The sequence below is a fragment of the Grimontia sp. NTOU-MAR1 genome, assembly GCF_035758505.1.
In the GTDB taxonomy this organism is placed as follows: Bacteria; Pseudomonadota; Gammaproteobacteria; order Enterobacterales; family Vibrionaceae; genus Enterovibrio; species Enterovibrio marinus.
Genome location: NZ_CP142109.1, coordinates 926,390 through 944,412, shown reverse-complemented (window position 1 = coordinate 944,412; position 18,023 = coordinate 926,390). Strand labels below are relative to the sequence as shown.

Below are 18,023 nucleotides of genomic sequence, written 5' to 3'. Positions count from 1 at the left end.
CTTCAGACCCCTAAGCGCTCATTTAACGTTTCGTCATCAAGCGTATTTAAACGCCCTTCCCACACGCTCATTCCTCGCTCTAGGATCACCGCGCGGTCAGCCACACTCGATAGCTCTTTTATCGATTTATCAATGAGTAAAATGGCCATGTCTGACGTTGCTTTTAGTGCTTTGATCGCACTCCATATTTCCTGACGTACAATGGGCGCGAGACCTTCCGTTGCCTCGTCTAATATCAACAACTTAGGGTTAGTCATTAGGGCTCTTCCTATCGCAACCATTTGCTGCTCGCCACCCGACAGGGTTTTACACGACTGGTGCGCCCGCTCGATCAGGCGCGGAAATAATTCGCCGACTTTTTCAATATCCCAATGGCCGGTTTGGGAACCGACAATCAGGTTTTCCTGAACCGTTAAGTTCGGGAAACATCGTCGCCCTTCAGGCACCAACCCAATTCCTAAACGCACCGCTTCATAAGACGCCATCGAGTGTAAGGAGCGATCCAGAAAACGTATCTCTCCTTGGGTGTTGGTCAGCATTCGGCATATCGACTTTATGGTCGTGCTTTTCCCCATGCCATTGCGCCCCATCAAGGCAACAACTTCACCTTGATCAACCGTTAAGTTCACATCAAAAAGGGCTTTTGATGCGCCATAAGAGGCTTCTAATCCAGCGACCGTGAGTAGATTCATATCAACCACCTTCCTCTTCGGACTCTTCACCTAAATAGGCTCTTCGGACATCCGGATGTGACCGAATTTCATCAACTGTACCGTTAGCAATGACCTCGCCGTACACCAAGACACTGATGGAATCTGCTAGCGCAAATACGGCATCCATGTCGTGCTCAACAAGCAGAATCGGTGCGTCGAACTTCAATTGCGACAACAGCTCTGTCATTTCCAACGCCCCCTCGCTTCCCAGTCCCGCCATGGGTTCGTCAAGTAGAAACACTTTGGGCTTCAAAGCAAGCGCCATAGAAAGCTCAAGTCGTCGGCGCTCTCCGTGGGCAAGTTCTGATGCGACGGCTGTGAGGCGATGCTGAAGCTTGGTCTTAGCCGCAAACTCTTCCGCTTGTTCGTTCAGACGGGGATCAGACATCCAATGTTTAAAGAAGTGAAAACAGCCTCGCTCTCGCCCTTTGATAGCCAGAAGGATGTTTTCCATCACAGTAAATTCCGGCACGACAGAGGAGATTTGAAAGCTCCTACCTAAGCCCATTCTCGCTCTTTCCACCACCCCAAACTCTGTGATGTCTTTATTCAAAAATTGAATTTTCCCTGCATCCGGCAGAAGCTCACCCGCAATTTGTTTAATCAAGGTCGACTTCCCGGCACCATTGGGACCAATCAGGGCATGTATCTCATTTGGCGCCAACTTAAATGAGACGTTCTGCGTCGCTTTTAGCGCGCCAAAGGATTTTGACAATCCACTTACAGCCAAAACAGGATCACTCATGCCCCTCCCCCTTCTTCGATAGCATCGAGACAATGCCGCCTTTGCCGTAGAGCACAACGAACAGCAGAATCAGGCCTAGGTAGATATGCCAAAAATCACTTAATCCACCCAGCAAGTACTCCAGAAACACAAACACACCTGCACCCGCCACCGGCCCAAACAACCGCCCCACACCACCTAGAATCACGAAGATCATGATTTCACCGCTCAATTGCCAACCAAACATTTCAGGGCTGACGAAGCGATTTAAGTCGGCATACAACGCCCCAGCCAACCCAGTGATCATCCCTGAAATCACAAACGCAATGAGTCGAACTTTCATTGGATGAACACCAATGGCTTCTACGCGCCCAGGGGCTTGTCGCACCGCTTTTAGCCCCATGCCAAATGGCGAAAAGCGAAGTCGAGAAGTGAAATAGAGCACCACTGACAGCAACACAAAAGTGATGAGGAAAAATTGGAGAGGGTCTAGGGTATCCAAACCAGGAAAGGTGTTTCTGGAATAAATAACTAGCCCGTCTTCACCGCCATAGCGTGACCAGCTAATGGCAAAGTGATACAGCATTTGACCAAAGGCCAAAGTCGCCATGATGAAGTAAACACCTGATGTTCTCAGAGACAATAGCCCAATGATGAACGCCGCAATACCACTCGCGATCAGAGCAACAAGCCAGATAATTGGCATAGATTGTGTACCTGGAAGGGTAAAGATGCCTTCATACAGAGGAACATAGTCTTGCGCGTGGCTCGCAAGAATACCCATAGAGTAGCCACCCAGCCCGAAAAAAGCAGCGTGACCCAAGCTCACTAAGCCGCCATAACCTAGCGCAATGTTTAAACCGATTCCTGCCAGAGCAAAGATGGCAACACGAGTGGAAAGCGTAATCAGAAATGTTTCTCCCGCTTGATATGCGATAAATGCAATACACGGCAGGATAAAGTAGAGCAGCACATTGAGAGAGTTTGAAGACAATGGGCTTTCCAATTTAAGTGAATGGGAACGAATCATTGCGATGCTCCATACAGACCTGTCGGTTTAAACAGCAATACTAAAGCCATAAGGATGTACACCAGCATCGAAGCGATGGTAGCCCCCGTTTCGTGCGCTTCAGGACCAAACAGCGAGATGAAGGTGATGGGCAATAAATACCCTCCCAGGGTATCTACAAGACCCACTAAAATAGCGGCATAAAATGTCCCTTTAATGGAGCCGATACCCCCGATGACCACCACCACAAACGCGATGATCAGAACCGGTTCACCCATGCCAACCTGCACCGACTGGATTGCCCCGACCAAGGCACCGGAAAGCCCTGCCAATGCCGCACCAATAGCGAATATCACTGTGTACAATTTAGAGATATTCACACCCAAAGCGGCGATCATTTCCCTGTCACTTTCTCCTGCCCGGATTTGAATCCCCAGCCGGGTTTTACTGATCAAAAGATGCAGTGCAACGGCAATACACAAGCCAACAACAATTAACACCAAACGATAAAGTGAATAGTTGATGCCACCGGGAAGTGTCACTGGTCCTGATAGGTAATCAGGTATGGACAGATACAGGGGAAACGAACCAAATATCAGCCTTGTCCCTTCGGAGAAAATGAGGATGAGCGCAAATGTAGCAAGCACTTGATCGAGGTGGTCACGCGCATATAGCTTTCGCATGACCGTGCATTCCACCAACACCCCAACAAGCCCCGCAACCACCACACTCGCTGCAATACCAGCGAGAAATGAGTCGGTGATGCTTGCCACATAAGCTGCCGCAAACGCGCCAACCATGTAAAGGGAACCGTGAGCCAAGTTAATCAGCCCCATCACGCCGAACACCAAAGTCAGCCCCGAAGAGACGAGAAACAGCATGACACCTAGCTGTATCCCGTTTAACAACTGCTCTACTATGAGGAGTAACGACATCTTCTCACCTACACCCTTGGCTAAAACTTACACTCGGGCGAATAAGCGTCTGCATGTGCTGACAGTACCGTGGAGACCACTTTATTGGTGTAGATGCCGTCTTCTTTCACAACTTCTCGAACATAGTAATCTTGAATTGGGTGATGGTTAGGCCCGAACTCGAAACTGCCACGTACTGATGAGAAATCCGCTTTTTCCAGCTCAGCCCGGAACTGGTCAGGGTTTGAAATTGACACCTTCGAATTAACATTGGCGAGAAGAACTGCCGCGTCAAAGCCTTGACTCGCATAAAGAGATGGCAGTCGACCGTACTTTGCCTTAAATGTCGCTACAAACGCTTTATTCGCTTCATTATTAAGGTCCTTGTTCCACTGAGAGGTATTGCTGACGCCCTCTGCAGCCTTTCCAACCGCCGCTAGAATAGTTTGATCAAAACTAAAAGCAGGGCCAATTAACGGAATTCCAACGCCGCTGTCAGCATATTGCTTGAGGAAAGAAACACCCATGCCACCCGGCAAAAAGAAATACACGCTATCTGCACCTGATGCGCGAATCTGGGCAATTTCAGACGCGTAATCGGTTTGTCCTAGCTTAGTTTTTATTTCTCCTGCCAACTCGCCATGGTACAACCGCTTATACCCATTCAGCGCATCTCTTCCCGCTGGGTAATTCGGTGCCATAATAAAACTGTTTTTATATTGCTTAGCGTTGGCAAATTCACCGGCCGCCTCATGTAAATTGTCATTTTGCCAAGCTACATTGAAATAATTTTTGTGACAACGCTTGCCCGCCAATAAAGATGGCCCCGCATTTGGAGAAATATAAAATTTACCCTGTGACAGACTGCTTGGGACAACCGCCATCGCAATATTTGAGAAAACAATCCCTGTTAACACATCTACATCTTCGGATTGAATCATTTTGTCAGCGACTTTTATTGCAATATCAGGTTTACGCTGATCATCCTCTACAACCACAGAGATATTCCCGCCCCCTGCTTGTTCAACACCTAGTAGAAAACCATCTCGAATATCAATACCCAACGCAGCCCCGCCACCAGAAAGTGTCGTAATTAAGCCTACTTTGAGTTCATTGGCATACGATGTTGACACCAAAAAAAATAACGATATAGCTATTGATAGGTTTATCTTTAACTTCATAACATTATCCTTAACCACCACACAAGATGGTATTTCCATAGTTAATTAAATCAAAAAGTGACTTAATTCATCTTTAGTTTGTATCTTTGTACTTTCCCTGTTTTTGTTTTGGGCAAATCATTAATAAACTTTATAGACCTTGGATATTTAAAGGGAGCAATTTTATTTTTAACATAGTCTTGTAGTTCGTTGATTGTTTGTTCAGACGGGTCTGCAATATCTGTCAATACAATATGTGCCTCAACAATCATGCCTCGCGCATCGTCTTTTTTTCCTATCACGGCGCATTCTTTAACATAAGCATGACTGAGCAGCGCGGATTCCACTTCCGGTCCGGCAATGTTGTAGCCAGAAGACACAATCATTTCGTCATTACGGGAAACAAAATGGAAGAAGCCTTGGTCGTCCTTATAAAATGCATCTCCCGTGATATTCCAGCCGGAAGAAACATAGTCACTCTGTCGAGCATCATTTAAGTATCGACACCCAGTTGGACCGCGGACCAGTAGCCTCCCTACCTCACCTACCGCTGATTCTTCGCCGTTTTCATTGACAATTTTCGCTTCGTAACCAGAGATTGGCTTCCCTGTTGAGCCGGGAGCATGGTCGTTCAGACGATTAGAGATAAAGATATGCAACATTTCAGTTGCACCGATACCATCAAGCAGTGGTTTTTGGGTCTTCTCAAACCATTCGCGATAAATCGGTGCTGGCAGCGTTTCGCCTGCAGACACAGCCACCCGCAGCGAAGACAAATCTGCGTCTTCCTCCATACCTTTGAGCATCACGCGATAGGCAGTTGGCGCAGTAAAGCAGATGGTTGCTTTATATTTATCAATAATTTCAATGATATTGGTAGGTGATGCATTTTCCAGGAGGATACTTGATGCGCCAAAGCGTAACGGGAATATCGCTAAGCCACCCAACCCAAAAGTGAAAGCTAACGGAGGGGAGCCTACTACAATGTCATCGGAAGAGATCTGCAGCACTTCCTGCGCATAGCCATCAGCAATCTGCAGCAAGTCCCTGTGGAAATGCATTGTGGCTTTAGGTTTTCCGGTAGTACCTGACGTAAAAGCCAGCAAGGCAACGTCGTCACGTCCTGTTTTTACTGGACTGAATTTCACCGACTTTTCTAATGCCATTCTGTCGAGTTGAGCATCAAAATTTGAGCTGCCATCAAAGCCGATGACATGCTCCAACCAGGCACTGGACTGCTGGCATTCTTCAAGCTCATCCAAAATCCGGGTGTCACATAAAGCAAATTTGATTTCCGCTTTATCTACAATTTGACCTAATTCAGCTGCCCTTAGCATCGGCATGGTATTGACTGCAACGCCTCCCGCTTTCGTGACGGCCAACCAACATGCAACGAAAGCGGGGTTATTTGAGGAGCGAATAAGCACTCGATTCCCCGGCACCAGACCGAAATCTTCAACAAGAACGTTCGCGATCCGGTTACTCCAATCCAATAACTCTTTATAGGTTCGTCTTCGTCCATTCCCGATTAGCGCAGTATGATCGCCAAAACCAGTGGCAACCATTTTATCAGTCAATTCTTCAGCAACGTTTAGGTATTCTGGGTATTGATTTTCCCTGCCCGGAAACTCTGGCCAAGTATCGGCAGGCGGCAAATTGCTGCGTGTAAACGAATCTATATGTGCTGTTGGTCCTAACATCTTTTTCCCTCACTACGTACTACTTTCAGCGACTGCATCTCATGCCTTATCGGCAGATCGACAGACCGTAGGGTTGGTTAGCTTAGTCTTTCACAACATGATGAATAATGGCGTCCAATTGCTGACTCAAAATATGGAGCGAATCATCGTCCAAAGAGATAAGAAGTTCATTGACCCATGCTTCGTGGGCTTTCGCTTGCACTTCAAATTCTTTGCGACCCAATGCTGTCAGAGAGACGCAAGATGCACGTCTATCGTTTGGCATCACCGTTCTTTCAACGAATTCGTCTTCTATCAGCCTATCAATAATGCCCGTGACATTACCGCCAGAAACGCGCAAAGCCGTTGATAATTCGCTCATTTTCATACCACTATCAAAACGTGCCAGGGTTGCCAGCACATCGAACCGAGGGAGCGTTGAATTAAACTCGACTCGGAGTTTTTGCCTCAGATCTGACTGGATAGACTGGCTCACGCCAAGGATTTTCAGCCACACCCTAAGTCGTGATTTCGAAATTCTCTCATCGAGGTTTACTGGTAGTTTTTCTGCGTCAATCATCAATTTGGAGCTCTCTCGTTCAGGAGGTCTTGTTTACTAACTCTCTGTTTATTAACAGTTGCATTTGTTCTCTGCCCGTTTGGTAGGGGGCAGGCCAAACCTGTTCTTTGTCTTGAATGAGTGCGGCTTGTCTGTTGGTCCAATAAGGGTCGGATAAATGAGGACGACCTATCGCTACCAAATCCGCACGACCCGCCAATAAGATGGAATTTACATGGTCAGCGTCGTAAATATTTCCGACTGCCATGGTACTAATATTGGCTTCGTTACGAATTTGATCGGCAAAGGGGGTTTGATAAAGACGGCCATACCTTGGTTTTACCGATGACGTTGTTTCACCTGATGAAACCACAATGATATCGATACCCACATTCTTCAACATTGCAGAAATATCGACGGCTTCACGGGGTGTGACGCCGCTTTCACCCGCCCAATCACTGGCCGAAATACGGACGGACATTGGCTTGTGAACCGGCCAAACTTGCCGAACAGCTGTCACTACCTTCAATGGAAATCTCATGCGATTTTCAAGTGATTGGCTACCGAACTGATCATCACGCAAGTTAGTCAGAGGCGAGATGAAAGAGGCCAATAACCCACCCTGTGCTGCATGAATTTCCAGCATGTCAAAACCCGCACGGTCAGCCCGTTGCGCCGCTTGAACAAATTGCTCACACACCTTATCCATTTCTTGTTCGGAAATCGGTTCAGGTACATGGCTGCTAGGCGACCATGGCACGTGAGAGGCGGACTTTAGCGGCCACCCACCCGTTTCCAAGGGTTGATTCTCCGCCTCCCAGGGTAATTGAGTCGCTGCGCGGGCACCGGCATGGCCAAGCTGGCAACATGTCGCAGCCTGCGTTTCGTTATGCACAAACTCATTCACCCTGCTCCAGCCCGAGACTTGAGTGTCGTGATACAGCCCTGCACACCCCAATGTAGCTCGTCCATCTTCGGCCACTGACACCATCTCCGTGCACACTAAGCCCGCTCCACCTTTGGCTCTCTCGCCATAATGAATAAGGTGCCAATCGGTTATGTGCCCATCCGTACTTTTGTATTGGGCAATCGGGGAAACCACAACGCGATTGATGAGTTTTAAGTCACGCAGAGTAAAGGGAGTGAACATGGGAGACCGAACCTGGCCAGACTCGTCGCTACCGGCTTGATTGCTGAACCAGGCTTCAGCTTCAGCGAGCCATTTGGGGTCTCTCACGCGCAAGTTTTCATGTCCAATTCGTTGGGAGCGCGTCAACATGGCGTAGTTCAATTGCTTCAGGTCAAACCCTAAATAGCGGTGCACATGCTCAAACCACTCTAAAGAGTTGATTGCGGCGGACTGAATGCGCAGCACCTGTTCGCGGCGTTCGCTTTCATACAGACGAAAAGCATCTTGTATTGAGTCTTCTTGATTCAAATATGTCGCCAACGCAATCGCACTTTCCATCGCTAATTTGGTGCCGGATCCTATGGAAAAATGCGCAGATGCGGCTGCATCTCCTAACAAGACAATGTTGTTAAAGCTCCACTTTTCGCACAATAAACGTGGGAAGTTGATCCACGCTGAACCTCGGATGTGGTTCGCATTCGTAATGAGGGGATGACCTGATAAGTGGTCTTTGAATATTTCCTGACAGACTTCAATAGATTCCTGCTGGCTCATGTCACCAAAGCCATACTTCGCCCATGTTTCTTCATCACATTCGACAATGAAGGTCGCCATTTTGTCGTCAAACTGATAAGCGTGTGCCCAAACCCAACCTTTATCGGTTTCGACGAAAATAAAAGTAAAAGCGTCATCGAACTTTTGCGGCGTACCCAGCCAAACAAATTTGCATGGCCTCATTTCGACATTGGGTTTGAATTCTTTCTCGTGAGCTTGCCTGGTTTTGGAATTTAGCCCATCCGCGGCAACCACAAGATCATACGCTTTCGCTAACTCTTCAGCGGGTGATGATTCGGTGGCATAACAAATTTCAATGCCCAGTTCTTCCGCACGATTTTGTAAAATATTAAGTAGCTTTAATCGCCCAATCCCACAAAACCCATGCCCTGTGGAAACAATTTTCTCGTTGTTTCTCACTAAGGCAATATCATCCCAATAGGCAAAACTTTCCCTTATTGCTTCTGCCGTTACCGGATCATTTTGTGCAAAATTGTCTAGTGTTTCCGCTGAAAATACGACTCCCCAGCCAAAGGTGTCATCAGCACGGTGACGCTCAATAATGCATACTTCAGCTTCAGGGTTGCGAAGTTTCATTGATATGCCGAAATATAGACCTCCAGGTCCTCCCCCGATACAAGCGACTCTCATTTCCGTGCTCCTGCTTTGATGAGAAGATTAAAGCGTATGCACCGTATTTTTTTATTTCAAGCTTAAAATATCTATACTTAAAATAAATTCATATAAATTTGACATTTTGACTTCGCTGGGTTTGAAGAATTATGTTTATAATCAATAACTTTATAGCCACTGTATAAGAAATGAGAAATATCAAATAAAAATAACTCAATATGAAATTAGGTGCATTTTATTGCCCTACAATACTTCACAACGGTAAACTCAACACCTGCTCTCTTGCCTGCAAGCGTGAATAACCTAAGAGGGGTCAATGATGAAAATAAAGTCAACAAACAAGAAAATACCGATTAAACACATTGATAATATTGAACTCTTTATTGAATTCGTAGCGGATGAAAGCTCAAAAAACACCGTGAATTCGCTTGGTGCTCTAGCGGAAAAAGTTAATGAAAGGTTTCATTCATACGGTGTGAATCGCTCATCCATAAAAACATTAACGATATATGTAACATCACTTAATGATTTTTATGAAAATCAAGATGAAATAGACAAAATACTCAGATTCAAGCTAGCAGGAAATATTGGTGAGGTTGCAGTTATTCAACAGGAAATGGTGGCACTGGAAGCAGCCATCGAAAGAGAACCATTATCAAATGACATTGTCCTCAGAGGCTACTCGAAAACCGAGCTCTTTGATCAATACTACACATTTTTGACTGCCCCCGACGCACCACAGATCATTCATAATTGGGTAGAGACTCGCCCGGCCTCCCACTGCGAAACGAAGGAAATCGTGTTCGGTTCATCTTCCTATCATCATTCACTCGATCTTTATCTCCCGAAGCGCAGAAGTAAGAAAATGCCTCTGCTTATCCACATCCATGGTGGCTATTGGCAATACACCGATAAGGAAATCTACGCCAAAGTCGCGAACTCTTTTACGCAATATGGCATTGCCGTTGCAAATCTTAACTATCCACAAGCCCCAGATGTCACAATAAGTGAGATCATTAATTCATGTCGTCGCGGTATTCACAATCTATTTGTCACCGCAGAAGAACATGGCATTGACCAAAACTCGATTACCGTCGCAGGTCACTCCGCAGGGGCGCATCTAGCTGCAATGATGGGGTTGACCAACTGGTCAGCGTTTGATGCATCGCTTCCGCGCAATCTATTCCAAACCGTTATCGGCTTTTCAGGCCTTTACGATCTGGAACCCTTCACTATCATCATGCGCGAGCGGTTAAACCTCGACTCAACACAATTAACAAAAGCGAGTCCTGTTCATTTTGATGCTTCTGAACCCGTCAATTTCAGCCTGTATGTAGGAGGTAATGAAAGTGACGAGTTTCAAAGGCAGACCAGTGTTTTTGCGGAGTATCTTCAGTCTCACGATATGAATAGCAATACCGTGGTTTTAGAGAATAAAAATCACTTTTCTACAGTTGATGAATTTTACTCTGAATCTACACCAACCTTTTGTGCCTGTTTAGATTTAATGCTACAAAAAAAACCACCTAAACCTCCAAATAGGTAAATATCGCTTGGGTGAAGTAAGACAAGAGTCAAGCAATGAATTGTTAGGGATTTCGAAAAAATCAGTTCAATGTTGAATATCCACGGATAAGTTCCGAAGAAAATAACCTCTTCACGCAGACTTATCTTGTCTTTATTGAAAATCACGCATAATAAGTCTTGGTCAAAATACTCAATATTGAGTTTTTCATTTTACGTTGATGGCTCTAGAATAAAGATTATTACTCTTTGTTGTATCAGTAAACCCAATCCACTAATACTTACTAAGGAACATAGCTGTATTTGAAGGAGGGGTTCACAATGGAGCAGTTTCAGTTTCACCTGCAACGCTTTGACCCGGGTGTTATTTGGTTAAATTTGAGGAATCAAATAGTTGCAATGAATCACGTTGCTTCCGAGGTGCTAGAGTGTCAAGATGGTTTTCCACTCGGAAAGGAAATCGTGAAATTTCACCCTCCAGAAGTTAGGAAAATGTTTCCAACTTATCTCTAAACAAAACTGTCCCGTGGATTCACCGAAACTCATTTCCATGATAATCGCGGCTAATACCGAGAATGTCACAATTTCGGGTTGGCCCAGCACCCACGATTTCAGTAAAGGTACATACGCCGATCCCCATCAACTCCCCGTTTTCGCGCTTTACTTTTTGTTCTTCGAGCAGCGTGGGATAGTCGACGGCATCCATCACCTTTTGCAGGGCAAAGTGGTAATTGCCGCTATCGAGTTGCCATCCTAATGCCTTACTCTCTGAAATACCCGAGAGCGATGACACAACGGTGCGTACAACATGCGGTGCCTGAGAGGTGACATAGACAGTCAGGTTGCCTTTGACCAGGTCAAACGAGGCAACACAACCATAGGTTTCAAGTGGACTTGGATGAACACGCGGGTAATACGAGGGCTTTTTCTTTGTTGATTGAGATAATTCTGGCGTGGGCGTACGGACTGCATACCATATCAACGAAAACCATACCCCGTAGTTTGACGTCATCGACGTACTGCCCCCTACCCTGTACAAATTTCGGATCTTCCTTGCGCTTGCGCGAGCAACCGATGCCCTGAACTCTTTTCGTCACCTCTGAGAGATCGCCTTCTTCATTGGTGTTTAGATCTTGCATACTCGATACCATCACACTTCCCCTTGTTTGCCTTCAGTAATGTGCCATGCAGTGTTTTTAGGGAGATATCGGTGACGTGTACGCGTATTAGCATGTTTGATCGGCGCAGTGGCATCCCTATTTGCCGACGATAAACCTGCATACTGATGAGGCTGTTGTCTTATCTTCTCGTGATTGCATCTTGCAACGCACGATGGAGCATCTCTCCTGCCATTGCCGTTTTGTACTCTTCGTTTCCGCGTTGGTCTGCAGCGGGCTCACTACTTTGCATAGCAATTTGAACAGCGGCATTTAAGCGTTCAGGTGTGGGATAGTGTCCTTCCAGCACCCATTCTGCCTTGCGTGCCCGAAAGGCAGTAGGTCCGAGATTGGTCAGAGCAATTCTGACATCTGAACAAACGTCACCATTGACGTTCAAAGACACAGCACATGCGGCGGTGGCAATATCACCCGTTTTGCATTTCAACTTTCTAAATCCTCATTGACGTACGCCAGCCTGCTTGGAGATCTCAATCCGGGCGAGAATTTCACCTGCGCTAAGATCGGTAAGGTACGTACCGAGGAAAAAATCATTGGCAGCGACAATCCGTTTTCCTTCGCCGCCAACAATGTGGAACGTCGCATCCAGCGCAAGCATCACTGCTGGTTGGTCATTGGCAGGATCCCATGCGCGATATCACCCCCTATGGTGCCTTTATTTCTCACCTGCGGATCGGCAATCCATTTTGTCGCTTCCATTAAAAGAGGACACAATTCTGCTAAGGATTCATGGCGCAATATGCTGTTTTCAGAGGCCATGGCACCGATGGAAATCACATCATCGTGAACAGATATTCCTTTCAGTTCGGCGATATTTTGCATATCAATAAGATGTACTGGCTCGGCAAAGCGCATTTTCATCATGGGTAAAAGGCTGTGGCCACCTGCTAACAATTTTGCGTCATTACCAAACTTTCGCAGCAAGACAAGTGCTTCAGGAACAGACGCTGGGGCGAAGTAGTTAAAGTTCTTAGATATCATTTACGACTCTCCATAAGAACGACCCATTTGCGGTTAGCTCGTTGATTCTTGTCCGAACGAGCATCAAATTGACCAATCAATATGTATCTGCAAGCAGACTTGATAAGTAAATTCAGTCTTGTTACTTAGTTTTAACATTCACAAACATTTAGGCGTGGACAGTACCGTTTTATGCACCAATGGTACATTTTTTGGCTTTTGGCTGTTTGGCATCTCGGTTTATTTATTGAATTATGAAATAAGTTTTTTATTAATATGAATGGACGGAGCACTGATTGAATGGTCTTGATAAAAAATGTTGGCTATCCTTCAACCAAGGACATTGCTACACAGGTTCAGGCATTTATTTTACAAAGCCCAGGCAAGTTCCCCAGTGCCGAACAAGCCTCGACACACTTTCATTGCTCACTAAGAGCCTTAAACCGAATGCTGTCAGAATCTGGCCAAACTTATCAAAAGGTGTTGGAAAAAACACGTCAAAATCTCGCAGTGAAGTACTTACAGCAGACAAGTATGAAGATTGAAGATATTTCGACACTGGTGGGCTTCTCCGAACCCGCAAACTTTTATAAAGCCTTTAAAAAGTGGACAGGAAGAACTCCGGTTGAATACAGAAATAGCCCAAAGTAAATTGATTGTCCAAGCTTGGCTGGAACGTCATCCTCTCCAGTATCTATAACCGAATGTTAGATATTTCTTCGCAAAAAATGAAAAAAAGCCGCTGACTCTCATCAACGGCTTTGAGTATCCAATTCAGCTATCGCGGATTAATTTGCAAACCCAGCAGCTTGAGAAGCTATAACAAATTCTTCATTGGTTGGAACAACAATCGCCACAGCACCCAGAAGCTCGGATTTTGCAATGACGCCACCGTTACCAAAGCGCGCTGCTTCATTGCCAGCTTCGTCTTCGACAAAGCCCAGAAGCTTGAGGTTCTTCAGGATTTCGTGACGGATAGGCAGTGAGTTCTCACCGATACCACCGGTAAAGATGATCGCATCGATACTATCCAGTGGAATCATGTAAGAGCCGATGTACTTGGCAACGCGGTAGGTAAACACTTCAAACGCCAGTTTGGCACCTTCGTGACCACTTTCCATTGCTTCCAGAATGCCACGGGCATCGGAAGTCAGGCCAGAAACACCCAAGAAACCAGATTTCTTGTTTAATGCCTCAAACACTTGCTCCTGACTCCAGCCTTTCTTCAGTAAGAATTCGATGATGCCTGGATCTAAGTCACCACAACGAGTACCCATCATCAGGCCAGACAGCGGAGTGAAGCCCATGGAGGTATCAACAGACTGACCGTTACGAACCGCGCACACCGACGCACCATTACCTAGATGAACAGAAATGAAGTTCGCTTCTTCAACGTTTTTATCCAGCTGTTTTGCTGCTTCTCGGGTCACAAAGTAGTGGCTGGTGCCGTGGAATCCGTAACGGCGGATACCATAGTCTGTGTATAGCTCGTTTAATATTGCGCCAGTAAACGCTTTTTGAGGCATTGTTTGGTGGAACGCGGTGTCAAACACAGCAACCTGTGGCAGCGCCGGGAAGGCTTTCATTGCTGCACGAATACCCATTACGTTTGCTGGGTTGTGCAGCGGAGCTAGATCGCTCAACGCTTCGATTTCTGCCAGAACATCTTCATTCAGACGTGTCGCAGCAGCAAACTTTTCACCGCCGTGAACCACACGGTGACCAATTGCAACCAGTTGGCCACCAACATCCATACTCTCCACCAACTCGACAATAAGGCTTACTGCTTTTTCGTGATGGTTACCACCCTGTTCCAGCATGGCTTCTTGCTTGTCTTGTCCTTCTCGTTTCCAGCTAATGCGCGCATCTTCAAGACCGAAGCACTCACCCAGACCAGACAAAATGGCTTCTCCGGTTTGTGCGTTCATCAATGCGAATTTAAGAGAGGAACTGCCCGCGTTAAGGACAAGTACTAGTGAATTGCTCATGAAAAATCTCGTTGGCAAATGGGTGTAAGACTCGAATTCGAAGCCCATTATTAAATTAATTTTGAACAATTCAACTTATATTTGAATGAGAGGCGTTTTTTTGGCGTTTTACTGTTTCAGATCAAAAATGGGCCGCTGACGCACAGAAAATAGGCACTTTAGGGCAACGCAAACGCAACGAAACAGGCCCCAGTATTAGGAGCCTTTTTCATTGAAGAGGTTAACGCTGGCTAAGCCATGGTGAGCAGGGATTTCCCCAGTAGCCACTCCAGATCTTTTTCGAATTCTTCACCATATCGGTTACAACAAACATCATGCAGTTTTCTACTCGCATGGCTGGTAAACTCAACAGCGTTTTCCGACGAAACTGTGTGCAGAAAAAAGACGCGAAGAACAGCAATGAAGCGATTGTCTGAACGAAGTGCAGTCAACCAACTTTCTATAAAAGAGCGCTTATCGCCTTCCAAATCCAATCTATCAATCAGGATACCTAACAGCCTGTCATCGAGACGGGTAATGAAATCCGTCTTCTTCGGAAAATGATGGCTAATCCCCGTTCTTGAAATCCCCGTTTGCTGGCTAAGCGTGGTGTACGACATCTTGTCATACCCCAAGGTAACCAACTGATCGACCACTGCATCCAGAATTAACCTGATGGTTACCTCTGTATCTTCTTTGCTTCTCTTTGGCATAGTTTTATCCCTGTTTTTTGGCTTCCGTAAGCTTTAACAATCAAGACATCACTACTACCGCTGTTAACGCTATTGTTGGTATGTATTTCACGTACGTAGAGCTTGATTATGTTGAAAGTAAAAAGGGTTTACCGACTACCGACCCTTAACGTAACAGTCTTAAAGATAGTACATTCGTATAGCTTATGAGCCAATTAAGTATAAAAAAATGAGAAGCGTGAAGGGTATTACATAAGGTGGACCAACAAGTATTGTTGAGTTGTAACACACTGAAACGAAAATGCTATTTTTGTCAGTAAAACCACAAAGAAGAGTGGTACAGCGTTACATGCATCAAAATTTGAACAAGCGTTTGAATGAATCGCTTGACCATCGTCCCTCAAGACACCTAATTTAACATGCTAGTAACATACAATTAAAAATAACCTCTTTTCCCTACTGTTAAACGGGGTCCTTTATGGCTCAACAAAAACCATATCTACAAATGCTGCGCTGGGCCGAAGAACGCCCAAATGAAATTTTCCTGAGACAGATCATTAATCGCAAGTTTACCGACTTCACCTATTCAGACGTAGTCGACCAAGCATTGCGTATCGTCACTGCTCTGCGCAGTATGGACCTCGAGCCAGGAGACCGCGTTGCTCTCATCTCCAAAAACTGTGCTGAATGGTTTACCGCTGATCTTGCCATGATGCTTGGCAGCTACATTAGCGTGCCAATTTTCCCAACCGCCGGATCAGAAACCATCTCCCATGTGCTTGACCACAGCGAATCGAAAGCCCTGTTTGTAGGCAAGCTTGATGACACCCAAGCGCTGAAAGACTCTTTGGCTGAGCGGTCAGACATTCCAACCATTGCTTTCCCCTACCCAACCATCAATTGCGGTTACGACTGGAAAGACTTGGTTGCCCAAAATGATCGCGCGGATGTCAAACCGGATCATCAAGATGATGAACTGATGTCTATCGTATACACGTCTGGTACTTCAGGCTTACCAAAAGGTGCCATGCTGAGTTATGGCACACATGCTTGGTCTGCTCAGCAACTGATCAATCACATTGGCATGCGCGAAGGTGAGCGTCTGTTTTCTTACTTGCCGCTGGCACATATCACAGAACGTGTTTATATCATGGCAACCGCGATGAATGCAGGTATCTGCACTGCATTCCCAGAGTCTCTTGATACCTTTATCGACGACGTGAAGATGCACCGCCCTACTTTGTTTATTTCGGTGCCTCGTTTATGGACCCTATTCCAGCAACGAATCCAAGAGAAGTTGCCCGATAGCAAACTCAATATTCTCCTTAAACTGCCGCTCATTTCTGGCCTGATTAAGAAGAAAGTGGCCACAAATCTCGGTTTGGATCAGGCTCGGGTCTTAGGTTGTGGTTCTGCACCTGTTTCAGCCGCGCTTCTTCGCTGGTATGAAAAGCTTGGGCTCAATATCACTGAAGCTTGGGGCATGACTGAATCTTACGCATATAGCACCCTCAACTACCCATTCCGCGCTGATAAAATAGGCACAGTTGGTAGCCCAGGTCCAGGCGTAGAAATCAAAATCGCACAAGACGAAGAAATCCTGGTTCGCAGTAAAGGCCTGTTTGCCGGTTACTACAAAAATCCGGAAGCTTCTGCCGAAACTCTTGTAGAAGGATGGCTGCACACAGGGGATATCGGCTTCCTCGATAATGAAGGCTTTCTCACCATTCAAGGGCGTAAAAACGATACCTTCAAGACAGCAAAAGGGAAATTTGTTGCTCCAGTTCCGATTGAAAAGCGTCTTTTCGAGCTCAGCAATATAGAGATGATGTGCCTCGTAGGCTCAGGCATGCCTGGCCCTGTTTTGCTGGCACTACCTCATCACTTCCCGGACTTTGACCGAGAGCGCTATGAGCGTCGAGTGAAGCATGTGATTGACACTATCAACGGTGAGTTGGAATCGCACGCGAAAATTCGGGGCGTGTTGATGATTAAAGAGCCTTGGAGCATTGAGAATGGTCTGCTGACACCAACCCTCAAAATCCGTCGTCATATGCTTGAGAAGAAATATCATGATGTTGGTGCAAACTGGCCATCAGGTACTCTGGTTCAATGGGAAGACTGAACCCATAGTGAAAAAGCGCGGATTTAGGTCCGCGCTTTTTTGTTTGCATCCCATCCGAAATGATAATCAAACGCAAGCCATCCTACTTAAAATTCTTTTATAAAAACCCTACTTTTTCAATGATTATATGTAGTAATATTACTTAAATAACAGCATGCAGACGCCTTAAGCTTAGAACTAAGTGCGGCTGCTATTGAGAGAGTAAGCGATGAGCCAAGAAGAATACCAAGTATGCGATGCATGCGGTGTAACAGCAGAAATGGGCTTTGTTATCGGCGAAGGTGACGAGGTCGCGGAAGTAGAAATCTTCGCCAAAGACAAAGCTTCAGCTGTTGCTGAATTTCAACGTTATCTGGATCTAGCAAAGCAGGTGAACGACGAGGTTATGCATGACTTAGACGAAGATGCCGAGCTTTCACTTGATCCACTGACAGTAAAATTGAAGTTTGAATGCAGTGCAGAAAAGCTTATTTTCGAATTACGCAGTCGCTCACTGTAATTC

Annotated in this window: 17 protein-coding genes and 1 pseudogene; 4 read left to right on the top strand and 14 right to left on the bottom strand. The window is 45.9% G+C overall.

Annotation, left to right across the window (positions count from 1 at the left end; genetic code table 11):
- Positions 1–2 precede the first annotated feature (2 nt).
- The 8 genes from VP504_RS22210 to VP504_RS22175 form a co-directional block, all read right to left on the bottom strand.
- A complete protein-coding gene (locus VP504_RS22210; protein ID WP_325894238.1) occupies positions 3–692 on the bottom strand; it encodes an ABC transporter ATP-binding protein in 690 nt (229 codons plus the stop codon).
- 1 nt (position 693) lies between these two features.
- Positions 694–1,458: an ABC transporter ATP-binding protein gene (locus VP504_RS22205; protein ID WP_325894237.1), complete on the bottom strand. Its 765-nt coding sequence runs from the start codon at positions 1,456–1,458 to the stop codon at positions 694–696.
- Positions 1,451–2,467 (bottom strand): branched-chain amino acid ABC transporter permease, encoded by a 1,017-nt coding sequence (locus VP504_RS22200; protein WP_325894236.1) that lies wholly within the window; start codon positions 2,465–2,467, stop codon positions 1,451–1,453. Before VP504_RS22200 ends, VP504_RS22205 begins: the two co-directional genes overlap by 8 nt.
- Positions 2,464–3,381, bottom strand: coding sequence for a branched-chain amino acid ABC transporter permease (locus tag VP504_RS22195; protein WP_325894235.1), 918 nt, complete (start codon positions 3,379–3,381; stop codon positions 2,464–2,466). Before VP504_RS22195 ends, VP504_RS22200 begins: the two co-directional genes overlap by 4 nt.
- Before the next feature lie 20 nt (positions 3,382–3,401).
- A complete protein-coding gene (locus VP504_RS22190; RefSeq protein WP_325894234.1) occupies positions 3,402–4,541 on the bottom strand; it encodes an ABC transporter substrate-binding protein in 1,140 nt (379 codons plus the stop codon).
- A gap of 62 nt (positions 4,542–4,603) precedes the next feature.
- Complete coding sequence (locus VP504_RS22185; protein ID WP_325894233.1) at positions 4,604–6,220, bottom strand: AMP-binding protein; 1,617 nt, start codon at positions 6,218–6,220, stop codon at positions 4,604–4,606.
- Positions 6,221–6,302: 82 nt separating this feature from the next.
- Positions 6,303–6,779, bottom strand: coding sequence for a MarR family winged helix-turn-helix transcriptional regulator (locus VP504_RS22180; RefSeq protein WP_325894232.1), 477 nt, complete (start codon positions 6,777–6,779; stop codon positions 6,303–6,305).
- 19 nt (positions 6,780–6,798) lie between these two features.
- Positions 6,799–9,093, bottom strand: coding sequence for a bifunctional salicylyl-CoA 5-hydroxylase/oxidoreductase (locus tag VP504_RS22175; protein ID WP_325894231.1), 2,295 nt, complete (start codon positions 9,091–9,093; stop codon positions 6,799–6,801).
- A gap of 298 nt (positions 9,094–9,391) precedes the next feature.
- Here VP504_RS22175 and VP504_RS22170 point away from each other — a divergent pair, with 298 nt between their 5' ends.
- Positions 9,392–10,621 (top strand): alpha/beta hydrolase, encoded by a 1,230-nt coding sequence (locus VP504_RS22170; protein ID WP_325894230.1) that lies wholly within the window; start codon positions 9,392–9,394, stop codon positions 10,619–10,621.
- Positions 10,622–11,131: 510 nt separating this feature from the next.
- On the opposite strand, the gene VP504_RS22165 is transcribed toward VP504_RS22170, so the two are convergent.
- The 4 genes and pseudogenes from VP504_RS22165 to VP504_RS22155 form a co-directional block, all read right to left on the bottom strand.
- Positions 11,132–11,581, bottom strand: coding sequence for a molybdopterin cofactor-binding domain-containing protein (locus tag VP504_RS22165; RefSeq protein WP_442788920.1), 450 nt, complete (start codon positions 11,579–11,581; stop codon positions 11,132–11,134).
- Positions 11,484–11,738, bottom strand: coding sequence for a hypothetical protein (locus VP504_RS25655; protein WP_442788919.1), 255 nt, complete (start codon positions 11,736–11,738; stop codon positions 11,484–11,486). Before VP504_RS25655 ends, VP504_RS22165 begins: the two co-directional genes overlap by 98 nt.
- 160 nt (positions 11,739–11,898) lie before the next feature.
- The gene (locus VP504_RS22160; RefSeq protein WP_325894227.1) at positions 11,899–12,204 is read right to left on the bottom strand and encodes a hypothetical protein; all 306 of its coding nucleotides are present in this window, start codon (positions 12,202–12,204) and stop codon (positions 11,899–11,901) included.
- A 12-nt stretch (positions 12,205–12,216) separates the two neighbouring features.
- Positions 12,217–12,758: pseudogene (locus VP504_RS22155) on the bottom strand (FAD binding domain-containing protein).
- Between the two features lie 279 nt (positions 12,759–13,037).
- Between VP504_RS22155 and VP504_RS22150 the strand changes: the two are divergent.
- Positions 13,038–13,388 carry a helix-turn-helix domain-containing protein gene (locus VP504_RS22150; protein ID WP_325894225.1) on the top strand — a complete coding sequence of 117 codons (351 nt, stop codon included), beginning with the start codon at positions 13,038–13,040 and terminating at the stop codon, positions 13,386–13,388.
- Between the two features lie 137 nt (positions 13,389–13,525).
- Here VP504_RS22150 and VP504_RS22145 read toward each other — a convergent pair whose 3' ends face one another.
- Complete coding sequence (locus VP504_RS22145; RefSeq protein WP_325894224.1) at positions 13,526–14,725, bottom strand: acetate/propionate family kinase; 1,200 nt, start codon at positions 14,723–14,725, stop codon at positions 13,526–13,528.
- Between the two features lie 230 nt (positions 14,726–14,955).
- Entirely contained in the window at positions 14,956–15,417 is a 462-nt protein-coding gene (locus tag VP504_RS22140) for a TetR/AcrR family transcriptional regulator (protein WP_325894222.1), read from the bottom strand.
- A 457-nt stretch (positions 15,418–15,874) separates the two neighbouring features.
- On the opposite strand from VP504_RS22140, the gene VP504_RS22135 reads away from it, so the two are divergent.
- Together VP504_RS22135 and VP504_RS22130 are read left to right on the top strand one after the other, a co-directional pair.
- A complete protein-coding gene (locus VP504_RS22135) occupies positions 15,875–17,521 on the top strand; it encodes an AMP-binding protein (protein ID WP_325894221.1) in 1,647 nt (548 codons plus the stop codon).
- Positions 17,522–17,729: 208 nt separating this feature from the next.
- The gene (locus VP504_RS22130) at positions 17,730–18,020 is read left to right on the top strand and encodes a DUF406 family protein (protein WP_325894219.1); all 291 of its coding nucleotides are present in this window, start codon (positions 17,730–17,732) and stop codon (positions 18,018–18,020) included.
- The last annotated feature ends 3 nt before the right edge of the window (positions 18,021–18,023 follow it).